Genomic DNA, 23698 nt, shown 5'->3' on the forward strand with positions numbered 1-23698 from the left:
GGACGAAACGTGAACGATCACAACACCAGTCAGAACAGCAGCCACAGCGCCGACGACACCTTCACCCTCACCCCGCCCGAACCCGTCGCCGCCGTGCCGCGGGAGAAGGCCGGCGGACTCGTGCCCGTCGCCGACAGCGTCCGTACGGACATGGCGCAGAAGGCCGCCGCGTACGTCGACGGGCTCGCCGCGCTCGACGCCCGCTCGCCGGAGTTCGCCGGGAAGGTCGGCGAGATCACCGCCCTGGGCGCCGGCGAGATGCGGACCGCGACCGCGCAGTCCAACCGGATGCTGGAGCGGACCGTCCGCTCCCTGCCCGACAAGGGCGGGGACGCACAGTCCCGGGTCGCCGGATCACTCGTCGAACTCCGGCGGGTGGTGGAAGACCTGGATCCGCGTGAGGTGCCCGCCGGCAAGGGGCGAAAGTTCCTGTCCCGGCTGCCCGGTGGCAACAAGCTGCGCGATCACGTCGCCAAGTACGCCTCCGCGCAAGGGACCTTGAACAAGATCGTCGGCTCCCTGCGCGGCGGGCAGGACGAACTGCGGCGCGACAACGCCGCGTTGCAGACCGAGCGGGTCCGTCTGTGGGAGACCATGGGCAAGCTGCAGGAGTACGTCGTGCTCACCGAGGCCCTCGACTCGGCCGTCGAGCAGCACATCGCCGGGGTGGCGCAGCCGGAGGCGGCCGACAGTCTCCGGGCCGACGTGCTCTTCCCCGTCCGGCAGAAGCACCAGGACCTGCTCACCCAACTCGCCGTCTGCGCCCAGGGCTACCTCGCCATGGACGTCGTACGCCGCAACAACGAGGAGCTGATCAAGGGCGTCGACCGGGCGGCCACGACCACCGTGTCGGCGCTGCGGATCTCCGTGATGCTGGCCTCCGCGCTGGACAACCAGAAGAAGGTCGTCGAGCAGGTCAACGCGTTGCGCGGGACGACCGAGGATCTGATCCGGGGCAATGCCGAGATGCTCGCCACGCAGAGCGGGGAGATCCAGCGGATCGCCGCCGACCCTGCCGTGGGCGCCGAGACGCTGCGCTCGGCCTTCCAGCAGATCTACCGCACGCTGGACGCGATCGACACGTACAAGGTCCAGGCGACCGAGGTGATGGCCTCGACCGTCGAGTCCCTGACCGTCGAACTCCACTCCGCGAGCGGTTACTTGGCGCGCAGCCGGTCGCAGGGAGCGCTCGAAGGGGGGCTCTCATGAGACGGACTCTCGTCCTCGTCGCCGCGGCCACCGCCGTGTTGACCGCCTGCACGACGGCACCCGAGGCGGCCGACCCCGCCGACGGCCACTCCCCGCGGCCGGGCACCCTGCGCGTCCTCGCCTCCAGCGAACTCGCCGACATGACACCGGTGTTGGACCAGGTCCGCAAGGACACCGGCCTCACCGTCCGCCCCACCTACATGGGCACCCTCGACGCCGTCGACCTGCTCGCCAAGGGCGGGACCGACGGGCTGTACGACGCGGTGTGGCTGTCCTCGGACGACTATCTGCGGCTGCGGCCCGAGGCGGCGAAGCGGGTCGTGTCGGAGACGTCGATCATGTCCAGCCCGGTCGCGATCGGGGTGCGGACGGCCGTGGTGAAGGAGTTGGGCTGGCAGCCCGATCACGTCACCTGGTCGCAGGTCGAGCGGGCCGTGCAGGAGGGCCGGCTCAGCTACGGCATGACCGACCCGGCGCGCTCCAACTCCGGCTTCTCCACGCTGATCTCGGTCGCCTCCGCCCTCTCCGGCGCCCAGTCCGCGCTCACCGACGCGGACGTCACCAAGGCCACGCCGAAGCTGAAGGAGTTCTTCAAGGGGCAGCGCCTGACCTCGGGTTCGTCGGGCTGGCTGGCGACCGCCTACGAGCGGCGCGGGAACGTCGACGCGATGCTCAACTACGAGTCCGTCCTCAAGGGCGTCCCCGGTCTGACCGTGATCCGCCCCACCGACGGCGTCGTCACCGCCGACTACCCGCTCTCCTCCCTCGCCGCCACCAGCGCGGCGACCCGCGGGGAGGTCCGCCGCCTGACCGAGGCCCTGCGCACCCCGGCGATCCAGCGACAGATCACCGAGCGCACCCACCGCCGCCCGATCGTCCCCTCGGTCAAGCCGGCGGCCGGCCTCGACACCGGCCGTCGCCGTGAACTGCCCTTCCCCGGCACCAGGTCCGTCGCCGACGGACTCCTCGACGCCTACGAGAACAAGCTGCGCCGCCCCTCCCGCACGGTGTACGTCCTCGACACCTCGGGCTCGATGAAGGGCGACCGCCTGAACCGGCTGAAGAAGGCGCTCACCGACCTCACCGCGGACTTCCGGGACCGCGAGGAGGTGACGCTGATGCCCTTCGGCTCGGACGTGAAGAGCGTCCGCACCCATGTGATCGACCCGGCCGACCCGCGGACCGGCCTCGACGGCGTCCGCAAGGACACCAAGGCGCTCAGTGCCCAGGGCGACACCGCGATCTTCTCCTCCCTTGAGAAGGCGTACGACCATCTCGGCGCCGACGACGACACGTTCACCTCGATCGTGCTGATGACGGACGGCGAGAACACGACCGGCGCCAGGTCCGACGAGTTCGACGCCTTCTACCGCGGGCTCGGCGCGCAGCGGCGGCAGACCCCCGTCTTCCCGATCCTCTTCGGCGACTCCGACCGGGTGGAGCTGGAGCACATCGCCGACCTGACCGGCGGCCGCCTCTTCGACGCCCAACAGGGCTCGCTGGACGACGCCTTCGAGGAGATCCGTGGCTACCAGTAGGTTCGTGGGGTTCCTGGAGTCCCGCAAGAACATCACGGGCAGCGCCTGCGGGCTGGCCGGCGTGGTGCTGACCTTCGTCGGGGCGGCGGGACCGTACTGGCCCGTCGTGGTCGTCGGCCTGTACGGCGCGGGCGCGCTCATCGCCCCGCCGGAGCATCCGGCGCCGCCCGCCTTCCCGGACCCGTCCGCGCAACTCGACGAGGTGCGCGCGGACTTCGAGCGGCTCGGCGACTATCTCGCCTGCGTCGAGCTGCCGCCGGCCGCCGCGGGCCGGCTCACGGAACTGACCGAGCTGCTGGCCGCGTTGCTCGACCCGGGCTGGGCCACGGAGTTGCTGGGCCAGGACCCCGAGGGCCTGCACACCCTCTCCCGGGCGGTGCGCCAGGACATCCCCGAGGCCGTCGACACCTTCGTACGCACCCGGTGGTGGAGTCGGATGGCGCCGGGCCAGGAGCCGCCGGAACGCCATCTGGAACGGCAGTTGACGCTCCTCCAGGAGGAGGCGGACCGGCTGGCCGCGTCCCTGCGCGAGACGGAGGCACGGCGGCAGGAGTCGCACACGCGGTATCTGGAGGAGCGGGGTCGGGGAGCCTGAGCGCCGGCTCGCGCGGCTGTCAGAGAATTCCTGCCAGGATCACGATCAGCACCAGCACCACGACGATCAGTACCGCCACCTTCACCGCCACCTTCACCGCCCCCAACCGTCCGCCGCCCGACGGCTCTTGCGCGACCGGCGCCGGAACCGGTGGTGGCAGTGGGACAGAGGGTGGGCCGTTGAACACGTCGTGGCCGGTCAGGGCCGCGCGCGTGCACCAGGGGCAGGTCGGCAGGTGCGAACCGTAGGTGTGCAGGGGGCGGTTGGGGCAGATCCGCATGCGGGCCCGTTCGCGGTCCAGCGCCCGTAGCCAGGCCTCCGCCGGAGGGCGGGCGGCCGGGGCGTGCACTCCGGGGCCGAAGGCGGCGCGGGCCAGGGTGAGCAGCTCCGGTGGCAGGACCGACGGGTCGACCGTGCCGCGCGGGATGACGACCGACTCGGGGCGCACCACGTAGGAGCAGCTCGCGGCGATGTTGTCCTTGACCGTGGACTCGGAGGTGCTCTCGTGCGGGACGCCGCCGAAGGGGTGGTTCCCTGCCGTCAGCAGTTGGTAGACGAGGACGGCGAGGGCGAAGTCGTCGCTGGCGCGGGTGGCGGGGCCGCCCGCCTGGCGCTCGGGGGACGAGTAGTCGGTGGTGTGCATCAGGCACGGGAAGGGCTCGCCGGTGACCGCGTCGGTGAAGGCGATGGAGTCGCAGTCGAGGAAGGTGACGAAGCCGTTGGCGTCGACGACGACGTTGCTGCTGGAGAAGTCGCCGATGACCAGGTGGTCGTGGTGCATGCGGGCGGTCATGAAGGCGAGGTTCCAGGAGACGCCGAGCAGGAACCGCCAGTCCGCCCGCTCCGGGAACAGCCGCAGCCGCTGGGCGCGGGTGAACAGGCCGACCAGCTGGACGTGTTCGGGCTCGCCGAAGCGGTGCATGGCGTAGCCGAGGAACTCCCCCTCCGCGCCCCGGGCGATCGCGGTCGGCCAGGCCAGCTCCGGCGGCTGGGACTGGTCGGTGGGGCGCGCGGCGAGCGGGGACATGGTCAGCATCCGGGCCAGTCGCCGCTCCTGGTCGGGTCCCGGCGGCTCGCGGTAGAGCTTGACGACCGTGCCGTGGTCGCCCTCGACCGGGAAGACGGCCGCCTGGCCGCCGCCCTTGAGCGGGAGTTCGGCGAGCTGGGCCTGCTTGCCGTCCAGGTACACCACCCGGCCGCTCATCCCCGTACCTCCCGCACGGCCCGCAGCAGCGTCTTGTCGTCGGCGTTCAGCGCGGTCAGCCGGTCCGACCTGAGCAGCGCGGCCAGGTTCTCGTGCGCGCTGTCGGAGACCGGGCCCGAGGTGGTGTCCAGGGAGCGGAAGACGGCGTCCACGAAAGAGGTGTTGGGCGTGGGCGCGCCCGCGGCCGAGCGGGACAGGGCGGCCTGCGCGAGCCCGTCGGTGGACAGCAGGACCCCGTCGACACCCGGATCGACCACGCAGTCGGTGTGGATCCGGCGGCCCGCGTCCGGTGAGGTGAGGAAGACCGTCTCGTTGCTGTACTCGCTGACCGCGGCCGGCTGCGGCAGCGCGTGGAACTGCCGTTCCCCGTCCTCGGTCCCGGCCCGCAGCACGACGAAGCCGTCGCCGACGGTGAGATGACCGAGCCAGCCCGGGGTCAGCACGACGACGGTGAGCGTGGTCGCGAAGTCGACCGCCGAGGCCCCGGTGGTGTCCAGGAACACCTTGGTGACGTCGTGGAAGGCGTCCGCGAGCAGGTCGTGCACGGCCTCGCCGGGCGGGGTGTCGACGGCGGCGGACGACCTTCGTACGAAGTGTTCGACGGCCAGGTCCACCGCGAGCCGGGAGCCCTCCTCCGAGCGTGGTCTGCTGCCCGCGCCGTCCGCGACGGCGAGCACCGTGACCTGCCCCGACACGGTGTGCGCGCACGCGTCCTGACAGGGCCGGCCGTCCCTGCGGTGCCGGTAGCCCTCGACGCTCATGCCGTGGATCCGCCAGCCGGCCCGGCCCGCGCCCATCGCCTAGCTCTCCCAGGCCGGGCGCTGGGTCTTGAACTGGCTGAAGATCTTCTCGAAGACCTCGTCGCCCGCGCCCTTCTGCTCCGCGTTGGCGCTCGCCGACATCATCTGCAGCAGCTCGCGGAACGGGAAGCCCTGGATGCGGGCGTTGAACGTCGGCGCGAACGCCCGCAGCACCTGTTCGCCGACGTCGGTGATGCCGCCGACGCCGATGGCGTAGAGCCGGAAGCGGCGGGCGCGCTGCTCCTCGGCGAGGACGGGGACCAGCCGCTGCCAGGAATCGGTGCGGCGGCCGGTGCCGTCGGTGGGCAGTCCGTCGGTGACCAGGCAGATCTGCGGGCGGTAGTACTGCAGCCCGGAGGCGCGCAGTTCGGCCTTGCGGGCCGCGACCACGTGCATCGACAGCTCCAGCGCCTCGGTCATCAACGTGACGCCGGCGGCGGCCAGTCTGGGCGGCCGGAAGGTGTGGGCGGGCACGAACGGGCTCACCGGCGTCCCCGGCGGCAGCGGCTGCGGGCCGCGCCAGGCGGCGACGCCCTGTCCGCCGAAGGTGACCAGGGCGACCTCGACGGAGTAGCTGAGCGCAACGTCGTCGTGGAGCTCGCGGGTCCACTCCACGAGGGCGTCGTTGAGCGACTGGATCGGCGGCCCCGCCATCGAACTGGACGTGTCGAGGCAGAGCACCAGCGGCAGCCGCTGGGCGTTGTTCTCGAACTCGATGTCGGCGTACTCCGCCGGCAGGGTGGGCGGGTATTCGCTGGACATGGGCCTCTCCTGAGGGAACCGGTACGTCAGCGGGCGGGGGCGGACCGCCCGGCGGTGGGCGGGAAGGCGTACAGGACGTCCGCGTCGGTGTGCGCGGACTGGGCGTCGGTGACGTCGACGGGCGAGCCGGGCGCGGGCGGCGGCTGTCCGGGCTCCGCCCACACCGCCCGGTACAGGACGCCGTCGACCTCGACGTATCCCTGCGGGTGCAGGTCGGTGCGGACGACGGCGGACCTGGCGGGCGCGTCACGGTTGCGGGCCCGGTGCCGGCCGCCGGAGCGGGCCGGACGGGCGGGGGTGGCACGCAGGGCGCGGGTGGGTTCGTCGGCGTCGGCGGTGCGGGAGGCCTGGCCGGCCGTTGCGGGGGCGGGAGTTCGGGTGCGGCGTACGAGGAGGAAGAAGGCGCCAAGGAGGAGGACGAGGGCGGTGGCGATGGCGGGGAGGAGCCAGGGGGGCAGGCCGTCGTCGGTGGCGGGGTCGTAGACATAGCCGACGCGCTTGTCGATGTTCGTCCCGGTCAGGTCGTCGCCCGACACCTCGTCGCCGGCGACCTGACCGCACAGGTCCTTGCCGTCCTTGGCGCAGACTCCCTGCTCCTTGAGATCCGTGCGGGTCCCCTTCGACAACGCGGTGATCCTCGCGTCCGGGTCGACGGTCACGCTGTCGGCCAGGAGGAGCAGGACGGTGCCGCCTTCGCCGGTGGTGACGCCGGCCGGTACCTGGACCTCCAGGTCGTGCGCGCTTCCGTCGGCATTGCCGAAGGCGTCCTCGCGGTCCCTGGCGGAACCGTCGAGCGGCAGCTCGTGGTCGAGGGTGATCGTGACGTCGGCCTGATCCAGTCGGCTCGTCCAGCACTTCAGCCTGGCCGAGAAGTCCCCACCGCACCCCTCGTCCGCCTGGGCCGCCGGAGCGACCGACGCCAGGACGAGGAGAATCCCCGGAAAGATGATGAAACGCGATGATCGCCCCATGGGCACCCCCGTGGCCCGAAAAGACCCCCGCCCATAGTGGAGGAAACAGGCCCGCGTCCGAAAGGGGCTGCGCCCCCTCACACCTGTCACTTCTACAACTGGAACACCTGGTGGCAACGGATGAACATCTGCCGCGCCCGTTCCACCCAATCACTGGCCAGAGCATCGAAATCCGACTGCGTGACCCGGCAGATCAGCGGGAGATCGCACACCCCGGCGAGACACGGCCTGGGTCCTCGGACGTCCCAGACGGAGAGCATCGGATTGAGCTGTTCCGTGTTCCACGCGTTCGACGCGGCCGCGGCCAGGGCGAGTTGATCGTGGCGCAGGTACTGGCCGTCGGTGACGAAGGCGACGAGCAGCCGTTTGGTGGTCATGAAGCGGACCGTGAGCGTGCGGCCCGTCTCCTCCAGGTCGAAGCGCAGGGACACGGAGTCGGTGTCCGTCAGCGCGTGGTAGTTTCGGCCGGCCCCCCACTGCTGCACCAACTGGCGCCAGTGCGTGCCGATTTCGAGGACCGGGGCGGGAAAGGACTCAGAGGGAGCCACGGTTCACCGCCCGGGTGACCATCGCGTCGGTCAGGCCGGCGTCCAGCAGGGCCTGGGCGTGCAGCAGCAGACAGGACGGCACCGACACGCTCGTACCGGAGGAGCGGCGGGCCGCCAGTTCACTGACCCGGAGCTCGATCGTCCGTCTCACCTTGGGCGGCGGCCAGGACGGCGACTGCTCGGTCTCTTCCAGCAGTTCGGTCAGCAGCACGTCGAGCGCCGGCCGGTCCTCGGGTTTCTTGGCCAGGCACCGGGCGATCAGCGGGCGCATGGTCGGCGGTACGGCGTCGAGTTCGGGTTCGCCGCAGACGACCTGGTAGCGCACCGACTCGCCGGTGCCGTGCGGTGGGCGGCCGGTGAGGGCGTACACCAGGACTCCGCCGAGGGAGAAGACGTCGCTCGGCGGGCCGACCCGGGCGCCCTTCATCTGTTCGGGGGACATGAACGGCGGGGTGCCGACGATGAGTCCGGCCTGGGTGAGGCCGGGGGCGCCGTCGACGCGGGAGATGCCGAAGTCGATGACGCGGGGGCCGTCGGCGGCCAGCAGCACGTTGGACGGCTTGAGGTCGCGGTGGACGACTCCGGCCGCGTGCACGGCTTGAAGCGCCTCGACCAGGAAGGCGCCGAGCTTGCGCACCTGCGCCTCGGGCAGCGGGCCGTCGGTGCGGACCGCCTCCGTGAGAGAGGGGCCCGCCACGTACATCGTGGCCAGCCAGGGCAGTTCGGCCTCGGTGTCGGCGTCGATGACGGCCGCCGTGTACGCGCCGCTGACCACCCGGGCGGCGGCGACCTCGCGGGCGAAGCGTTCCCGGAACTCGGGCTCGGCGGCCAGTTCCTGGCGCACCACCTTCACCGCCACCTCGCGCCCGGCCGGTGAACGGCCGAGATACACCCATCCCATGCCGCCGGACCCGAGCCGCCCGACGATCCGGTACGGCCCCACCTTCAGGGGATCGCTGACCGGTGTGCGCACCCCGCTCACCTCATTTCGGGGTTCGTTGCAGGATGTCCCGAGTGTCCCGCGAAATCCGGGTGCGCACAGAGGTGATGCGAGAAGTGGAAGCCGTCGATTTCCCGGCAGGGACGGCGGCGGCGGTCGCCGGACAAGGGCGAGGGCCCGTCGCCGCGTTCCCGTCGGGGCGGACGGGAACGGTGACGACGGGCCCACGGTTCCGCACGCCGTTGTGCGGGACCTCGCCGGTCGGCACCGCGGCCGGCCGTGACGATCGCTGGTCAGGGCACCGTTGCCGGCCGCGGAGTCTTTCGGGTGCGGGACTCAGCCCAGGCGCTGCACCAGCGCGTGGTACTCGTCCCACAGTTCCTTCGGCGTGTGGTCGCCGAAGGTGTTGAGGTGGTCAGGCACCAGCGCCGCCTCCTCGCGCCAGATCTCCTTGTCGACCGTGAGCAGGAACTCCAGGTCGGACTCGGCCAGTTCGAGGCCCTTGGTGTCGAGGGCGCCCTTGGCCGGCAGCACGCCGATCGGGGTCTCGACGCCCTCGGCGCGGCCGTCGAGGCGGTCCACGATCCACTTCAGGACGCGGCTGTTCTCACCGAAGCCCGGCCACACGAACTTGCCCGCGTCGTTCTTGCGGAACCAGTTGACGTAGTAGATCTTCGGCAGCTTCGCCTGGTCGCGGCCCTTGGCGACATCGACCCAGTGGCCCATGTAGTCGCCCATGTTGTAGCCGCAGAACGGCAGCATGGCGAAGGGGTCGCGGCGCAGTTCGCCGACCTTGCCCTCGGCGGCGGCGGTCTTCTCGGAGGCCACGTTGGCGCCGAGGAAGACGCCGTGGTTCCAGTCGAAGGACTCGGTGACCAGCGGTACGGCGGTGGCGCGCCGGCCGCCGAAGAGGATGGCCGAGATCGGCACGCCCTTGGGGTTCTCCCACTCGGGCGCGATGATCGGGCACTGCGCGGCGGGCGTGGTGAAGCGGGCGTTGGGGTGGGCGGCGGGCGTCCCGGACTCCGGTGTCCAGGAGTTGCCCTTCCAGTCGGTGAGGTGGGCCGGGGTCTCCTCCGTCATGCCCTCCCACCAGACGTCGTTGTCGTCGGTCAACGCCACGTTGGTGAAGACCGAGTTGCCCCACAGCGTCTTCATCGCGTTGGCGTTGGTGTGCTCACCGGTGCCGGGCGCGACGCCGAAGAAGCCGGCCTCGGGGTTGATCGCGTAGAGCCGGCCGTCCTCGCCGAACCGCATCCAGGCGATGTCGTCACCGATGGTCTCGACGGTCCAGCCGGAGATGGTGGGCTCCAGCATGGCGAGGTTGGTCTTGCCGCAGGCCGAAGGGAAGGCCGCCGCCACGTACTTGGACTCTCCCTGCGGCGGGGTGAGTTTGAGGATCAGCATGTGCTCGGCGAGCCAGCCCTCGTCGCGCGCCATGACGGAGGCGATGCGCAGGGCGTAGCACTTCTTGCCCAGCAGCGCGTTGCCGCCGTAGCCCGAGCCGTAGGACCAGATCTCGCGGCTCTCGGGGAAGTGCGAGATGTACTTGGTGGAGTTGCACGGCCACGGCACGTCCGCCTCGCCTTCGGCCAGCGGCGCTCCGAGCGTGTGCACGGCACGCACGAAGAAGCCGTCCTCGCCGAGTTCGTCCAGGACGGGCTGTCCCATGCGGGTCATCGTGCGCATGGAGACGGCGACGTAGGCGGAGTCGGTGATCTCGACGCCGATCGCGGAGAGGTCCGAGCCGAGGGGGCCCATGCAGAAGGGGACGACGTACATCGTGCGGCCCTTCATGGAGCCACGGAAAACGCCCCCCTCGCCCTTCTCCCCCGCGAAGATCCGCCGCATTTCGGCGGGCGCCTTCCAGTGGTTGGTCGGGCCCGCGTCCTCTTCCTTCTCGGAGCAGATGAACGTCCGGTCCTCGACCCGCGCGACATCGGTCGGGTCGGAGGCGGCGTAGTAGGAGTTGGGGCGCTTGATCGGGTCGAGCTTCTTGAAGGTGCCCTTTTCGACGAGCTCTTCGCACAGTCGCTCGTACTCGGCTTCGGATCCGTCACACCAGACCACGCTGTCCGGCTGGGTCAGTTCGGCGATCTCGTTCACCCACGAGATCAGTTCTGGGTGCTTTGTGGGGATGACGGGGGGAGCCGCGATGTCGCGCGCCACGATTGCTCCTAAATGAGGGATTTTTTGTTGGAGGCCCCGTGGGGGCTGCGGCCCGGATGCTGCACGGCTGATCTTCAGCGCTCATCCGGTGCCGACCGCACTCATTTGATCATCCGACTCGCGCGCCCATATGTCCAGAGGGCCTCACGGATGAGCGGAGTGAGGATCGCCACGCATCACCGTGTTTCCGAGCGTGTCTTTACGTGCACGTTGGGTTCACCTGACGGTTCTTTTGCGCGGCGGTACGGACCATCAACTCCCGTGAGAGGATGGCCACTCTTGGCCGTTCCGCAGCTGCTACTGACACGTAACTTACGGGCCCGTAGGTACGATGCGGGGCATGACTGCGTCCGTCCCCGATGCGCACACGGACACGACGGCCGCCGGCCGCGTCGCCGAGGCGCTCTCCCTGCCCGACCACGTGAAGCCCAAGCTGCGCGGCTGGTTGCACCTCGGCATGTTCCCGGCCGCGCTGGTCTCGGGCCTGGTGCTGACCGCCCTCGCCGACTCCTCACGAGGCCGGATCGCGTGCGGGATCTTCGCACTGACGGCCTGCCTGCTGTTCGGCGTGAGCGCGCTGTACCACCGGGGCACCTGGAGCCCCCGCATGGACGGCATCCTGCGCAGGCTGGATCACGCCAACATCTTCCTGATCATCGCCGGCACCTACACCCCGCTCACGATGCTGCTCCTGCCGGGCGCGAAGGGGCAGGTGCTGCTGTGGGGCATCTGGGCCGCGGCGGCGGCCGGCATCATCTTCCGCGTCTTCTGGGTCGGCGCCCCGCGCTGGCTCTACACCCCCTGCTACATCGCGATGGGCTGGGCGGCCGTCTTCTTCCTGCCGGACTTCATGCGCACCGGCGGCATCGCGGTCCTGGTCCTGGTGATCGTCGGCGGCCTCCTCTACAGCGCGGGCGGTGTGATCTACGGCATAAAGCGCCCGAACCCGTCCCCGCGCTGGTTCGGCTTCCACGAGGTCTTCCACTCGCTCACCGTGGCGGCCTTCCTCACGCACTACGTCGGCATCTCCCTGGTGGCGTACCAGCACGGATAGCCCCTGACGCACCCCCTCCTTCATGGCCACGGCTCCTCAGCTGTGGCCATTTTTCGTGCGCCCGGCCACGTCCTGACAGTCACTACCCGTTGACATGAACCATCTTTTGAGAGTTACTCTCATTTCATGGCTACTGTCACTCAGAACACAGGCATGCGACGCGACCCGCGCCGCTGGTGGGCCCTCGGCGCCCTGGTCGCGAGCATGCTCACACTCGGCTTCGACACGACGATCCTGAACGTCGCCCTGCCGACGATGGCGGGCGACCTCGGCGCCACCACCGGCCAGCAGCAGTGGATGGCGGACTCCTACGTCATCGTCTTCGCGGCGCTGATGCTCCCCGCCGGACTGCTCGGCGACCGCTTCGGCCGGCGCCGCATGCTGGTCGTGGGGCTCGGCATCTTCCTCGCCGGATCCGTGGCCGGCGTCCTGGCGGACGACGTGAACTGGGTCATCGCGGCCCGCACGGTCATGGGCGTCGGCGCGGCACTGATCACCCCGCTCGCCCTGTCCGTGCTGCCCTCGCTCTTCGGCCCGGACGAGCGCACCAAGGCCGTCGGCATCATCTCCGCCGCCTCCTCGCTCGGTCTGCCGCTCGGCCCGATCATCGGCGGCTGGCTGCTCAACCACTTCTGGTGGGGCTCGGTCTTCCTGGTCAACATCCCGATGGCCGCGCTCGGCATCGCCGCCTGCGTCTTCCTGCTCCCCGAGACCAGCGACCCCGCCTCCCCCAAGGTCGACACCCTCTCCACCGCGTTCACCGCGGCGGGCCTCGGCGCCCTGATCTACGCGATCATCGAGGCCCCCAGCCGCGGATGGGGCGACCCGCTGATCGTGGGCATGCTCACCGGAGCCGCCGTACTGATCGCCGCGCTCGTGCTGCGCGAGCGGCGCATGGCCCGCCCCATGCTCGACATGGAACTGCTCGCCCACCGCGGCTTCTTCTTCAACACACTCGCCGCGACCCTGGTGATGTTCGTGCTGTCCGGCCTGCTGTTCGTGCTGCCGCAGTACCTCCAGGCGGTGCTCGGCAACGACGCCCTGGGCACCGGCGTCCGGCTGCTGCCCATGATGGGTGGCCTGATCGTCGCGGCCCGCGCCGCGCAGCCGGTCGTCGCCCGGTTCGGCTCCCGCGCGGTGGTCACCGCGGGCCTGGTCGTCCTCGCCTTCGCCGCGCTCCTCGGCAGCCGTACGAGCGTCGACTCGGGCTACGGCTTCACCGCCCTGTGGCTGTCGATCACCGGCTTCGGCTTCGGCTTCTCGGTCGTCCCGGCGATGGACGGCGCCCTCGGTGCGCTGCCCCGCGACCGGGCCGGCAGCGGTGCCGGGCTCCTCATGACGACGCGCCAGGTGGGCGCCGCGATCGGCATCGCCCTGCTCGGCAGCCTGCTGGCGAGCACCTTCCGCGACCGCCTCGACACCACCGGGCTGCCCGCGAAGGCCGCCGACACCGCCGGGGACTCCGTGGTCGCCGCCCATATCGTGGGCCGGCAGACGGGCTCGGCCGACCTCGTGGCCTCCGCGAACAGCGCGTACGTCCACGGCATGGGCCTGGTCCTGCTGGTGTGCGGCGCCGCGGCCCTCGTCACCGCCCTGCTGGCCGCGGCCTTCCTGCCGAACACCCCGGTCACACGCGCCGAGAAGGAGGGGGACGGGACCCCGGACATGGCCACCGCGTCGGCGGATGCCGGAGAATGAGCAGCATGACGGCCGCACCCTCCCCCTTCAGCCCCGCCGACCGCCCGCAGCTGGGCCTGCGCGAGCGGAAGAAGATCAAGACCCGCGAGGCGATCCGCACCGCGACGTACGCGCTGGTCGAGGAGCAGGGGTACGACGCGACGACGATCGAGCAGATCGCCGAGCGCGCCGAGGTGTCGCCGTCGACCGTCTTCCGCTACTTCCCCACCAAGGAGGACATCGTCCTCACGGACGAGTTCGACCCGATCATCATGGAGGAGCTGCGGGAGCGGCCCGCCGACGAGCCCTGGATGACGACCCTCCGGTACGTCATGCAGAAGGCCATCCGCCTCGGCATCAAGGAAGACCCCGAGGTGGCCCGGCTGCGGACCCACCTCATGGTCCAGGTCCCGGCGGTGCGCTCGCGGATGATGGAGAGCATGTCGGTGACCGGCAGCATGCTCTGCCAGGCCATCGCCGAGCGCACCGGCCGGGACCCGGGCAGCCTGGAGGTACGGGTCTACGCCATGGCCATCATCGGCGGCCTGATGGAGACGTCCCTGTACTGGGCGGAGAACGGCCACCAGGACGAGTTCAAGGACCTCGTGGACCGCACCCTGGACGTGCTGGAGCACGGGCTCTCCGACTGAGCCCGTGCTCCTCACCCGTACCGACCGTCAGCGCTTGGTCAGCACGCTCTTCACATCACCCTTCCCGCACGCGAGGCCGTCCTTGTTGGGGTCCAGGCCCAGCGGGTCGTCCTTGCCGTTGACCTTGAGACGGCCGTAGTCGTTCTTCTTGAGCCAACTGCAGCGCGCCTGAGCCGTCTTCCTCACCGTCTTCGGGAAGGCCGTCGGCACGCAGACGTTGATCGAGCCGTAGTGCCGGTCGCAGCCCGAGATGGTCACGGGGACCTTCTGCGAGGTGCGCTTCTTGCCGGGCTTCGCGACCTTGCCCTCAAGGGAGTCCGCGAAGGAGTGCACGTGCGCCGAGGCGTCCGAGGCGCTCAGCGCCGAAGGACCCTGCAGATGCACCCACTTGGCGACCGACGGCACCCCGTTGGCGTCCACCGCGAAGAGCATGTACCAACCCGGTGGCGCCACATTGGGGTTGCTCGTCACGTTCAGGTCGACGTTGTTGCCGTTCACCGACAGCGGCAGATCCACGAACCGCTGGTTGGGGTCCGAGGAGTGCGTGACCGCGGCCGGACGGATCAACTCGGCCTTGGCGATGGGCCGGTCGACCGTGATCCGCTGGGTGTCGCCGTAGGTCCACTCGGTGTCGATCACCGAAGTGATCGTCGGGCGCGTGCCCTTGAGCAGGTACGGCGGCGTGTAGATCGACACGTTGTGGTTCCAGGTGCCGTTGCCCGGGTTGTCACCGGTCGACATCACCCGGCCGTCCGGCAGCAGGAACGACGACGAGTGGTAGCCACGGGCCTGCGGGTCGGCGGCCACCGGGTCGAAGGTGTTGGTCCCGGGGTCGTAGATCGACGACTCGTAGACCGGGTTGGCGCGGTTGTGCAGCGCGCCGCCGGTCTCCAGCACCTTGCCGTCGGGCAGCAGTACGGCGGAGACGTACATCTTGCCCTGGTTGCCGGTCTCGGCCACCGGACCGTTGCCGAGGTCGACCGTGCCCTGCGGCAGCGGCGGCCCGGCCACGTAGGCCGGGTTCGCGGCCTTGAGGTCGATGACGTCGGTCAGCCGGTTGCCGTCCGGGTTGGAGTCGATGTTGCCGCCGCCGAGGGTGAGGACCTTCTGGTCCTGCGCCGGCGGCAGCAGCACGCTCGCCGACTGGTCCCGCTGGTCCTTGTTCTGCAGGCCGGGGACCTGCGTGACCGTGTTCGCGTTGTAGTCGTAGATCGCGCTGCCGGTGCCCGGGATGTTGTTGCCGAAGACATGGCTGCCCGAGTAGAAGAGCCGCCCGTCCTGCATCAGGATCATCGACGGGTACAGACCCCAGTACGACCAGGTCTGGTTGACCTGCCACAGCGCCAGCCACTTCTGCTCGGCGTCCGACCAGTACTCGGCGGTCACCGAGCCGGTCGAGTCCTCGCGCAGCCCGCCGAAGGAGATGACGTCACCGTTGCCCAGCTCGGTCGCCGACGGGTACCAGTGACCGTCGTTGAGGTCGTTGGTCTTGCTGTAGGTCTCGGTGACCGGATCGAAGATGTACGAGTCCTTGTAACCCTCGTAGCCGTGCGAACCGTTCGCCGCGGGGAACGCCTTGTTGCCGCTCATCACCAGCACCCGGCCGTCCTGCAGCTGGATGTGGCCGGAGCAGAACATGTCCTTCGGCGTCGGGATGACCTTGTAGGAGCCGTCGGCCGGGTTGTAGACGGCGCTGGTGAAGGTGCCCGCGTTGAACTGCTCCTCGCTGTTGCCGGAGCCCGCGATCAGCAGCACCTTGCCGTTGTTGAGGACGACGGAGTGCATCGAGCGCACCGGGTTCTGCGTGGGCAGCACGTCCCAGCGCCCGTTGGCGCACTGGTCGGCGGTGCCCGTGCAGGTGGCCGGCGGTGTGACGTCCGGGACCTGCTCCATCGTGTAGTCGTCGGTGGTCGCCGAACCGGTGCCGTAGACCGAGACCCCCCAGGTGATCCGGTCGGTACCGGCCGGGACCTCGGGTGTGCGGACCGTGGCCTGGGTCCAGCTCCCCTGCATCTCCAGGGTCTTGAGGTCGGTCCAGTACTGCCAGCCGGCGGTGGTGTCGTGCCGGAACAGGGTGACGTTGGCGTCCGGTGTCGTCGACTTGTACCAGAGCCCGAGGTCGTACTGCTTGCCGGCGGTGACCACCGGCGCGCAGTCCGTCGTCTCGGTGATCAGCGCCTTGCGGTCGCCCTCGACCCGACGCGTCAGCGACACCTTCATCGCCTTGGAACCGCTGTGCGCGTCGCTCGTGGTCTGGAAGGTGAAGTCGTTGTCGCCCCAGCCGGACTTCTCCCAGCAGTACGGCATGTCGCCGGTGCCGGCCGTCTCGAAGCCCGGGTTCTTGACGAGGTTGGCGGCCTCGGCGGACTGCGGCGAGGTGAGAAGCAGACCGGCGGTCAGGGCCCCCACCCCGACCAGCGCGGTTCTTCTTCGGTGTCTGCGCAGGTTCTGCTTGGTGAAACTCTCTCTGTTCACACGGCTCTCCTTGCTGCGGTGCTCCCCCCGCGCCCCCTGCGCGGGAGGTAGACCAGCGCCTCGGTCCCCACGAAGCGCAGGACGAACGTCGTCACCAGCGCCAGCGCGGTGGCGCCGAGCGCGCCCATCCCGAACCGGTGCACGAACAGCGCGATCAGCGGGATCCGCAGCACCAGGTCGGCGTTGGCGAGCAGCCCGAACCGGCCGACACGGTCCCACCAGCGGCGGTGCCCACGACGGTCACGGAAGAGCAGGTGCTCGATGAGTACGAAGTTCCAGGCCACGCCGAGCTGGTTGGCGAGGATCTCCGCCGGTACGTAGTGCATGCCGACCTTGGTCAGCGCCCACAGGCCGAGCAGGTTCGGCAGGAAACCGGTCGCGCCGATCAGCCCGAACCCCACCATGCGGGCCACCGGCGAGGCGGTGCGCAGGCCGATCAGATGGCGCAGGAAGCGGAAACCCTCCTGCGCACTGGACTTGGACTCCCCCGCGAACCGGTCCTGGAAGACGAACGGCACCTCGGTGACCTGCCGCGGCCGGCTGCGGACCGCCAGCTCCAGCAGGATCTTGTAGCCGAGCGGCTTGAGGGCGTCCGCGGTGATGTGGCTGCGGCGGATCGCGAAGAACCCGGACATCGGATCGCTGATCCCGCGCAGCCTGCGCGGGAAGAGGGACTTGGTCAGCCAGGTGGCCCCGCGGCTGACGGCCACCCGGTAGCTGCCGGCCAGACCGGCCCGGCTGCCGCCCTTGATGTACCGGGAGGCGACCACGAGTCCGGCGCCCGAGCGCTCGCCGGTGGCGACCAGGTCCGGCACCAGGGACGGCGGATGCTGGCAGTCGCCGTCCATGACGACGATCCAGTCGGAGCCGGCCGCCTTGATGCCCTCGACGACCGCGCCGCCGAGCCCGCCGACGGGTTCCTCGCGGTGCAGGACGGTCACCGGGAACGGGCAGTCCCTGGCGGCCTCGTGGATGACCTCGGGGGTGTCGTCGGTGGAGTCGTCCACGAAGACGACCTCGCACGGCAGCCGGGCGGGCACCGACTCGGTGATCTGGTGCAGGAGTTGACGGACGTTCGCGGACTCGTTGTACGTCGGCACGACGATGGTGACCGCGCCGGGCTCGGCCACCTCGGCCGCGCGTACGGCGGGATCGTTGAGTTCACCGGGGGCGGTGTATTCGTGGGTCATCGGGCGCCTCCGGAGGCCGTCTGGATCTGGCGGATCTCGATGCGGTCGTCTCCGGTGCCGAACGTGGCGACCGGGGTGGAGTGTTCGATGGCGGCCTTGACGTTGGGCAGGTCCACCGCGTCGCGCCGCACGGTCGGGGAGGCGACGACGTAGTCGATGTCCTTCCAGCCGTGCGGCATCGTCTTGGTCACGGCCGGGTCGAGGTCGGCCTTGTAGAACCAGATGACGCCGAGCCCGGGCTGGTACCCCTCGTGCACCAGGTCCAGCCAGAGCGCGTCGTCGACCAGGACCCGGGTGTCCTCGGGGTTGTCGACCTCGGAGGCCAGCCACTTGGAGGCGGCCCGGTAGGGGGCGTTGGCGTCGACGGTGACGGCCGTGTGGTTGCCGTCGTACCAGTGCGGGACGACGTACGCTCCCGCGGCGACGGCCAGGACGGCCGCGAGGGCGTACCTGCCACCGGTGACGTACCGTTTCTCCCCCTGCGCGCGCCATCTGCGCAGCACGGCGTGGGCGACGGACGCGGTGCCGCCGGCGAGGACCAGGGCGAGGAAGGGCAGTGCCTGGATGACGTACATCGCGGGCAGGTAGCCGTTGGGGCGCAGGGCCAGGAGGGCCAGGATGCCGACCGTCAGGGCGGGTCCGGCCAGTGAGCGGGCGGTGATCGACCAGCGCCAGGTGGCCAGCAGCAGGAGCGCCCCGGCGAGACCGCCGAGCGGCAGCACACGGTCGTAGTAGAGCCAGGACCGGAGCACGCCGTGGGAGCCGGACGCGCTGTCCAGGATGAAGCCCGAACCCGGCCTGGTCATCTGGTACTTGACGCCGTCCCACAGGGAGACGTGCCCGCCGCCGGGTATCAGTTCGCCCTTGAGCAGGGCGAACAAGGGGTAGGCGAAGCCGATCAGGACGCAGGCGGTGATGGCGCCGGTGAGGGCGAACTTGCGGGTGTCGCGGTGGCTGTGGCGCCACATGGTGAGGAACACCGCGGGCAGGATGACGAGCATCGTCTCCTTGGTGAGCACCGCGGTCGCCGCCGCGAGGCCCGCCCCGAAGTGGTGCCACAGATGGCGGCTCGGGGAGGCGGCCAGGGTGAACGCCAGCAGCGTCCACATCACCGCGATGTTGTCGAGGAAGATCTCGCGCTGCAGGACGACCGAGAGCGGCGAGAGACCGAACAGGACCATGGCGAGCCCGGCGGCCCAGCGGGGCAGCGAGAGGCGGCGGGCCAGGATGTAGACCAGGACCGCGCTGATCGCGCTGATCAGCAGCATCACCACACGCATGCTGCCGACGGTCATCGACTCGGGGCTGAGCAGCGAGGGGATCCAGGTCAGCAGCGCCAACTGGATCCAGCCGAGCGGGGGATGGTCGTACCAGTAGGTGTAGTGGGCCAGGCCCTTGCCCTGCTGGACCGCCCAGGCCTGGGCGAGATAGGTGCCCTCGTCGTCGCTGAGCGTCGGGTAGTCGGCGATGTTCCAGCCCTGCACGACGAGGATCGCCACGAGGAGCGCGCCGCACAGCAGGAGGTCGGAACGGGAGGAACGCAGGCGGGTCGGCAGGGAGGGCCGACGGGCCGGACCGGTTTCGGGCGCAGGCTGCCGCTGCGCGGGGACCTTCGTCGTGGTCACCGCGGGAAGGGTGGAAGTCACGCAGGGACATCCTCTCGGAGGTCACGGGTCGCTTCGGCCGGGCCGAGATGTGCGCCGATGTGGCTGGTCAACTCCCAGTCGTTGCGGCCGCGTTGCTCGCGCCAGACGGCGCGGATGGCGGCCCCGGCGAGGAGGACCTGGTAGAAGGGGCCGCCCACGATCAGCTTGAGGTAGTGGACGGCACGGACGCGCAGTCCGTACTGCTTGCCGAAGTCGTGCAGTCCGACCACCTCGAAGACGAAGGTGACGGCGGCGGTGACCAGCGGCAGGAAGGTCAGGAAGGCGATCCCCACGGGCACGTCGAGGAAGAGCGCGACGGCCGCGTTGAGCGGGATGATCACGCCGGAGATCGCCTGCAGGAACGGCGTCATCAGCGTGTACCGGGCCAGCAGCCGCTGCCCGAAGCCCGGCAGCTGCTTCCAGTCCTTCTTCCGGTAGACCTGCAGGAAGCCCTGGTTCCAGCGGGTGCGCTGCTTGAGCAGCGACATCAGCGAGCCCGGGGTCTCCTCCTTGGTCACCATGTCGGAGTCGTAGGCGACGACGACCTTCTTGCCGACGCTGGACAGGCGTACGCCCAGGTCGCAGTCCTCGGCGAGGCAGTTGGGGTCCCAGCCGTCGGCCTCGCGCAGCACGTCGGTGCGGACGAAGACGGTGTTCCCGCCGAGCGGGATGAACCCCTTCTGCGCGTGCAGGTGCAGCCGCGAGCGGAACCAGAAGAAGTACTCCAGGCAGTTGCGCAGGCTGTACCAGCTGGAGTGGAAGTTGATCAGCTGGACACCGCCCTGGACGACGTCCGCCCCGGTGGTCCGGAAGGCGTGGTCGACGTGCGCGAGCAGCTCCGGATGGACCTGGTCCTCGGCGTCGAAGACCCCCACGACATCGCCGCGGCAGTGCGGCAGCGCCGTGTTCATGGCCTTGGGCTTGTTCTTCTTCTCGTGGGTGTCGACGACGACACGGACGCGCGGATCGCGTTCGGCGGCCGATGCGGCCACCTCCGTGGTCTCGGGGTCGTCGTGCCCCACGATGACGATGATCTCGAAGTCGGTGTGCGTGGACTCCAGCAGCCGCTGGATGGTGTGGTCCAGGACGGCCTGTTCGTGCCGTGCCGGGACCAGCAGCGAGAAGCTGACGTGTTCGTCGCCGTCAGGTCTGCTGAAGCGGGTGGAGGCGAGCACTTCCGGCGTACGCCAGGCATGCATCTGCCACCACAGAGTGAAGGCCGCCATCCAGAACAGGGCAAGCGAAACGACAGCGACAAATATGGACGTGAGCAACAGATCCCCCCAGATCCCAAAACCCCCTGTCGCGACGGTGAGTTACACCCGCCGCGTCACTGTGCAGACATTAGGGGGGATCTGTGAAGTGCGCACGATCTTTCGATGAAGAGCGCGTTTCGTCACATCGGGTCCACCCTGTGAACAATGCCTACACAGGGTCCGTGCGCACTCATTCCGTTTCCGTCGTTTCAGCTGCTCAGTGCGGTCCGCAACCGGTCGATATCGGTCGTCGGCGCGTCGCAGGTGAAGTTACGACAGACGTACGCGGTCGGTGCGCCGCCGACCAGCGGCCGGTCCGCCAGCAGCGGGAACTCGTCACTCTCCGGTACGCCGAGGGCGACCACGGCACCCGGCGCGGCGCCCAGAAGTGCCGTGCGGTGCAAGGCCCTTGTCGCCTCGTCGTCCAGCGCGGGACCGACGATCGCGATCTCCCGCGGCCCGTCGAGGAGCGCCTCGGCGACGGCGAGCCCCCAGCCGATGAACCGGGGCACCCGCGGGCCGAGCGCCTTCACCACGCCGAGCGCCTTCTCGGCGGCGGCGCGGTGCGGCTGGGCGCCCGTCTGGGCGGCATAGCTCAGCAGGGCGCCCGCGGCGGCGCTCCAGCCGGACGGCGTGGCGTTGTCGGTCGGGTCCTGCGGCCGGCGGATCAACCGCTCGGCGTCCACGGCGGTGTCGTAGAGCGCGCCGCTGTCGGGGTCGGCGAAGCGGGCCAGTACGTGGTCCAGCAGGAACCCCGCGAACTCCAGCCACACCCCCTCGCCCGTGACGGACGCGAGCGCGAGGAAGCCCTCGGCGACGTCGGCGTAGTCCTCCAGGACGCCCGCGTTGGCGCCGACCTGGCCGTCCTTGCTGGTCCGGGCGAGCCGGGCCTGCTCGTCCAGGTGGAGGCGGACCAGGAGATCGGCCGCGCCGACCGCGGCCTCGACCAGGTCGGGGCGGTCGAAGTAGGCGCCGGTCTCGGCCAGCGCGGCGATCGCGAGGCCGTTCCAGGCGGCGACGACCTTGTCGTCCCGGCCGGGGGCGGGCCGCTCGGACCGGGCGTCCAGCAGCCGCCGCTTGACCGACTCGACCTTCTCGGCGTCGAACACGCCCTCCTGCTGCGGCAGTTGCAGCACCGAGGAACCGTGCTCGAAGGTGCCCTCCTCGGTGACCCCGAAGTACTGCGCGGCGAGTTCGCCGTCCTCGGCGCCGAGGACGGCCGTCAACTGCCGTGGCGTCCACGCGTAGTACGCGCCCTCCACGTGCCGCCCGCTCCCGTCGTCGCTGTCGGCGTCCAGCGCGGAGGCGAACCCGCCCTCGTTCGTGCGCAGTTCGCGGACCATGAAGTCGGCGGTCTCCAGGGCGACCCGGCGGGCCAGCTCGGAGCCGGTGGAGCGCCACAGGTGCGCGTAGACGCGGCACAGCAGGGCGTTGTCGTACAGCATCTTCTCGAAGTGCGGCACGACCCAGTCGCGGTCGACGGAGTAGCGGGCGAAGCCGCCGCCGAGCTGGTCGTAGATCCCGCCCCGCGCCATCCGCTCGCACGTGTCCTGGGCCATCTGCAACGCGCCCTCGGCGCCGGTGCGCGCGTGATGCCTGAGCAGGAACTCGACGACCATGGACGGCGGGAACTTGGGCGCCCCGCCGAATCCGCCGCGCTGCGGGTCGTACCCGCGGGTGAGCCCGAGCAGGGCCGCGGCCAGCTGCTCCTCCCCCGGTGCCTGCGAGTCCCCGTAGGAGATCTCCCGCCCGGCGAGATCCTTCACGATCTTCCCGGCGACCTCGGCGACCTCGTCCCTGCGGTCGGTCCAGGCGGCCCGGACGCCCTCCAGGACCTGCCGGAAGGACGGCGAGCCCTGGCGGGGCGTGGGCGGGAAGTACGTACCGAAGTAGAAGGGTTCGCCCTCGGGCGTGAGGAACACCGTCATGGGCCAGCCGCCCTGGCCGGTGGCGGCCTGGACGGCTTCCATGTAGACGGCGTCGACGTCGGGACGTTCCTCGCGGTCGACCTTGACGCTGACGAAGTGCTCGTTGAGGTACTCGGCGGTGGCGCGGTCCTCGAAGGACTCGTGCGCCATGACGTGGCACCAGTGGCAGCTGCTGTACCCGACGCTCAGCAGAACCGGTTTCCCGGTCCTGCGGGCCTCCTCGAAGGCCTCGGCCGACCACGGCCACCAGTCGACCGGGTTGTCCGCGTGCTGGAGAAGGTACGGCGACGTCTCATGGGCCAGTCGGTTCGGCATGGAGTCCATCCTGCCGCAGGACCCCACGCCTCACGCGCCGGGCGCCTGCCAGACGGTCACGTCGAGGATTCCGCCGCCGACGCCGCCGTCCGGCATCGTGATGACCTTGAGGTAGGCGATGCGGCCCTCGCCGGTCAGCAGACAGTACTGTTCGCCCCGCTTCACGGGTGACGCGGTGTAGCTGCCGTTGCGGTCCACGCTCTCCAGGCATGCCTCGGCCGTCGGGGCGCTGCCGGTGTCGGGCAGCGGAGCCAGGTTGTTCGCGCTGGCGGGGACGCTGATCGACGGGTCGCCGTTCGCCGACCCGAAGTACAGGTCCGCGCCGTCGCCTCCGCCGTTCAGCACGAGGGGTTCCTTCGGGGTGTCCAGGTCGACGTACGTCCCCGAGATGCTCTGCTCGGCCGTCGCCTTGGCGGGCCCGTAGACCTTCTGCCACTTCTCCGCGCCGGCCGCCGGCGGCGGGCTGCTCTGCGTCTTGCCGTCGCTGTCGCCCGCGGCACTGGACTGCACGGGGGTGGAAGGCGCCGACTGCGCGTTCCGGTCGCCGTCGCCGTCCGACGAGCCCGGCCGGCCCACCAGGATCGTGATGAGGATGCCCACGACCGGGATGACGATCCCGACCACCCACCAGGCCCAGCGTGGCGGGTGCGAGGGCGGCGGTCCCTGCGGCGGGACCGGGTACGGGGTCGGTGGACCCAGGTACGGGCTCGGTGGTGGACCCGCCGGCGGGTTCGGCGACGCCCCGTTGTCCGCGCTCATGTGCTCCCCGTC

At 70.3% G+C, this 23698-nt stretch carries 19 protein-coding genes; 6 read left to right on the forward strand and 13 right to left on the reverse strand.

All coding sequences use genetic code 11. The features are described 5' to 3' along the window. Positions 1-9: 9 nt before the first annotated feature. From ACIQI8_RS20950 to ACIQI8_RS20960, 3 genes are read left to right on the forward strand one after another with little or no spacing between them, the layout of a single operon-like run. Positions 10-1209, forward strand: coding sequence for a toxic anion resistance protein (locus tag ACIQI8_RS20950; RefSeq protein WP_402352528.1), 1200 nt, complete (start codon positions 10-12; stop codon positions 1207-1209). Beyond that, on the forward strand, positions 1206-2747 hold the full coding sequence (locus tag ACIQI8_RS20955; protein ID WP_402352531.1) for a substrate-binding domain-containing protein: 1542 nt from the start codon (positions 1206-1208) through the stop codon (positions 2745-2747). Before ACIQI8_RS20950 ends, ACIQI8_RS20955 begins: the two co-directional genes overlap by 4 nt. Next, on the forward strand, positions 2734-3342 hold the full coding sequence (locus ACIQI8_RS20960; RefSeq protein ID WP_402352534.1) for a hypothetical protein: 609 nt from the start codon (positions 2734-2736) through the stop codon (positions 3340-3342). The genes ACIQI8_RS20955 and ACIQI8_RS20960 overlap by 14 nt, the downstream gene beginning before the upstream one ends. Before the next feature lie 19 nt (positions 3343-3361). On the opposite strand, the gene ACIQI8_RS20965 is transcribed toward ACIQI8_RS20960, so the two are convergent. The 7 genes from ACIQI8_RS20965 to ACIQI8_RS20995 form a co-directional block, all read right to left on the reverse strand. After that, complete coding sequence (locus ACIQI8_RS20965; protein WP_402352537.1) at positions 3362-4546, reverse strand: hypothetical protein; 1185 nt, start codon at positions 4544-4546, stop codon at positions 3362-3364. After that, positions 4543-5343 carry a PP2C family serine/threonine-protein phosphatase gene (locus ACIQI8_RS20970; protein WP_402352540.1) on the reverse strand — a complete coding sequence of 267 codons (801 nt, stop codon included), beginning with the start codon at positions 5341-5343 and terminating at the stop codon, positions 4543-4545. The genes ACIQI8_RS20965 and ACIQI8_RS20970 overlap by 4 nt, the downstream gene beginning before the upstream one ends. Before the next feature lie 3 nt (positions 5344-5346). Beyond that, positions 5347-6108, reverse strand: a complete 762-nt coding sequence (locus tag ACIQI8_RS20975; RefSeq protein ID WP_402352543.1) for a hypothetical protein — start codon at positions 6106-6108, stop codon at positions 5347-5349. 26 nt (positions 6109-6134) lie between these two features. Continuing rightward, positions 6135-7079: a hypothetical protein gene (locus ACIQI8_RS20980; protein ID WP_402352546.1), complete on the reverse strand. Its 945-nt coding sequence runs from the start codon at positions 7077-7079 to the stop codon at positions 6135-6137. A gap of 92 nt (positions 7080-7171) precedes the next feature. Then, positions 7172-7627 carry a hypothetical protein gene (locus ACIQI8_RS20985; protein ID WP_402352549.1) on the reverse strand — a complete coding sequence of 152 codons (456 nt, stop codon included), beginning with the start codon at positions 7625-7627 and terminating at the stop codon, positions 7172-7174. Continuing rightward, complete coding sequence (locus tag ACIQI8_RS20990; protein WP_402352552.1) at positions 7614-8600, reverse strand: serine/threonine-protein kinase; 987 nt, start codon at positions 8598-8600, stop codon at positions 7614-7616. Before ACIQI8_RS20990 ends, ACIQI8_RS20985 begins: the two co-directional genes overlap by 14 nt. A gap of 303 nt (positions 8601-8903) precedes the next feature. Further along, positions 8904-10736 carry a phosphoenolpyruvate carboxykinase (GTP) gene (locus tag ACIQI8_RS20995; RefSeq protein ID WP_402352555.1) on the reverse strand — a complete coding sequence of 611 codons (1833 nt, stop codon included), beginning with the start codon at positions 10734-10736 and terminating at the stop codon, positions 8904-8906. Positions 10737-11076: 340 nt separating this feature from the next. Here ACIQI8_RS20995 and ACIQI8_RS21000 point away from each other — a divergent pair, with 340 nt between their 5' ends. The 3 genes from ACIQI8_RS21000 to ACIQI8_RS21010 all read left to right on the forward strand — a co-directional run bounded on the left by ACIQI8_RS21000 (position 11077) and on the right by ACIQI8_RS21010 (position 14117). Further along, positions 11077-11790 (forward strand): hemolysin III family protein, encoded by a 714-nt coding sequence (locus ACIQI8_RS21000; RefSeq protein ID WP_402352558.1) that lies wholly within the window; start codon positions 11077-11079, stop codon positions 11788-11790. A 126-nt stretch (positions 11791-11916) separates the two neighbouring features. Beyond that, entirely contained in the window at positions 11917-13488 is a 1572-nt protein-coding gene (locus ACIQI8_RS21005) for a DHA2 family efflux MFS transporter permease subunit (RefSeq protein WP_402352561.1), read from the forward strand. After that, on the forward strand, positions 13485-14117 hold the full coding sequence (locus ACIQI8_RS21010; protein ID WP_402352564.1) for a TetR/AcrR family transcriptional regulator: 633 nt from the start codon (positions 13485-13487) through the stop codon (positions 14115-14117). The genes ACIQI8_RS21005 and ACIQI8_RS21010 overlap by 4 nt, the downstream gene beginning before the upstream one ends. A gap of 27 nt (positions 14118-14144) precedes the next feature. Here the strand turns inward: ACIQI8_RS21010 and ACIQI8_RS21015 are convergent, their stop codons facing one another. From ACIQI8_RS21015 to ACIQI8_RS21040, 6 genes are all read right to left on the reverse strand, one after another. Next, positions 14145-16562 (reverse strand): galactose oxidase-like domain-containing protein, encoded by a 2418-nt coding sequence (locus ACIQI8_RS21015; RefSeq protein ID WP_402354054.1) that lies wholly within the window; start codon positions 16560-16562, stop codon positions 14145-14147. Positions 16563-16588: 26 nt separating this feature from the next. After that, a complete protein-coding gene (locus ACIQI8_RS21020; protein WP_402352566.1) occupies positions 16589-17782 on the reverse strand; it encodes a glycosyltransferase in 1194 nt (397 codons plus the stop codon). Beyond that, positions 17779-19428: an ArnT family glycosyltransferase gene (locus ACIQI8_RS21025; protein WP_402352569.1), complete on the reverse strand. Its 1650-nt coding sequence runs from the start codon at positions 19426-19428 to the stop codon at positions 17779-17781. Before ACIQI8_RS21025 ends, ACIQI8_RS21020 begins: the two co-directional genes overlap by 4 nt. Continuing rightward, positions 19425-20702 carry a glycosyltransferase gene (locus ACIQI8_RS21030; RefSeq protein ID WP_402352572.1) on the reverse strand — a complete coding sequence of 426 codons (1278 nt, stop codon included), beginning with the start codon at positions 20700-20702 and terminating at the stop codon, positions 19425-19427. The genes ACIQI8_RS21025 and ACIQI8_RS21030 overlap by 4 nt, the downstream gene beginning before the upstream one ends. Positions 20703-20893: 191 nt before the next feature. Next, positions 20894-22927 carry a thioredoxin domain-containing protein gene (locus ACIQI8_RS21035; protein WP_402352575.1) on the reverse strand — a complete coding sequence of 678 codons (2034 nt, stop codon included), beginning with the start codon at positions 22925-22927 and terminating at the stop codon, positions 20894-20896. A 30-nt stretch (positions 22928-22957) separates the two neighbouring features. Next, positions 22958-23686, reverse strand: a complete 729-nt coding sequence (locus ACIQI8_RS21040) for a hypothetical protein (protein WP_402352577.1) — start codon at positions 23684-23686, stop codon at positions 22958-22960. Between the last annotated feature and the right edge of the window lie 12 nt (positions 23687-23698).

The organism is Streptomyces sp. NPDC092369, assembly GCF_044755245.1.
GTDB lineage: Bacteria > Actinomycetota > Actinomycetes > Streptomycetales > Streptomycetaceae > Streptomyces.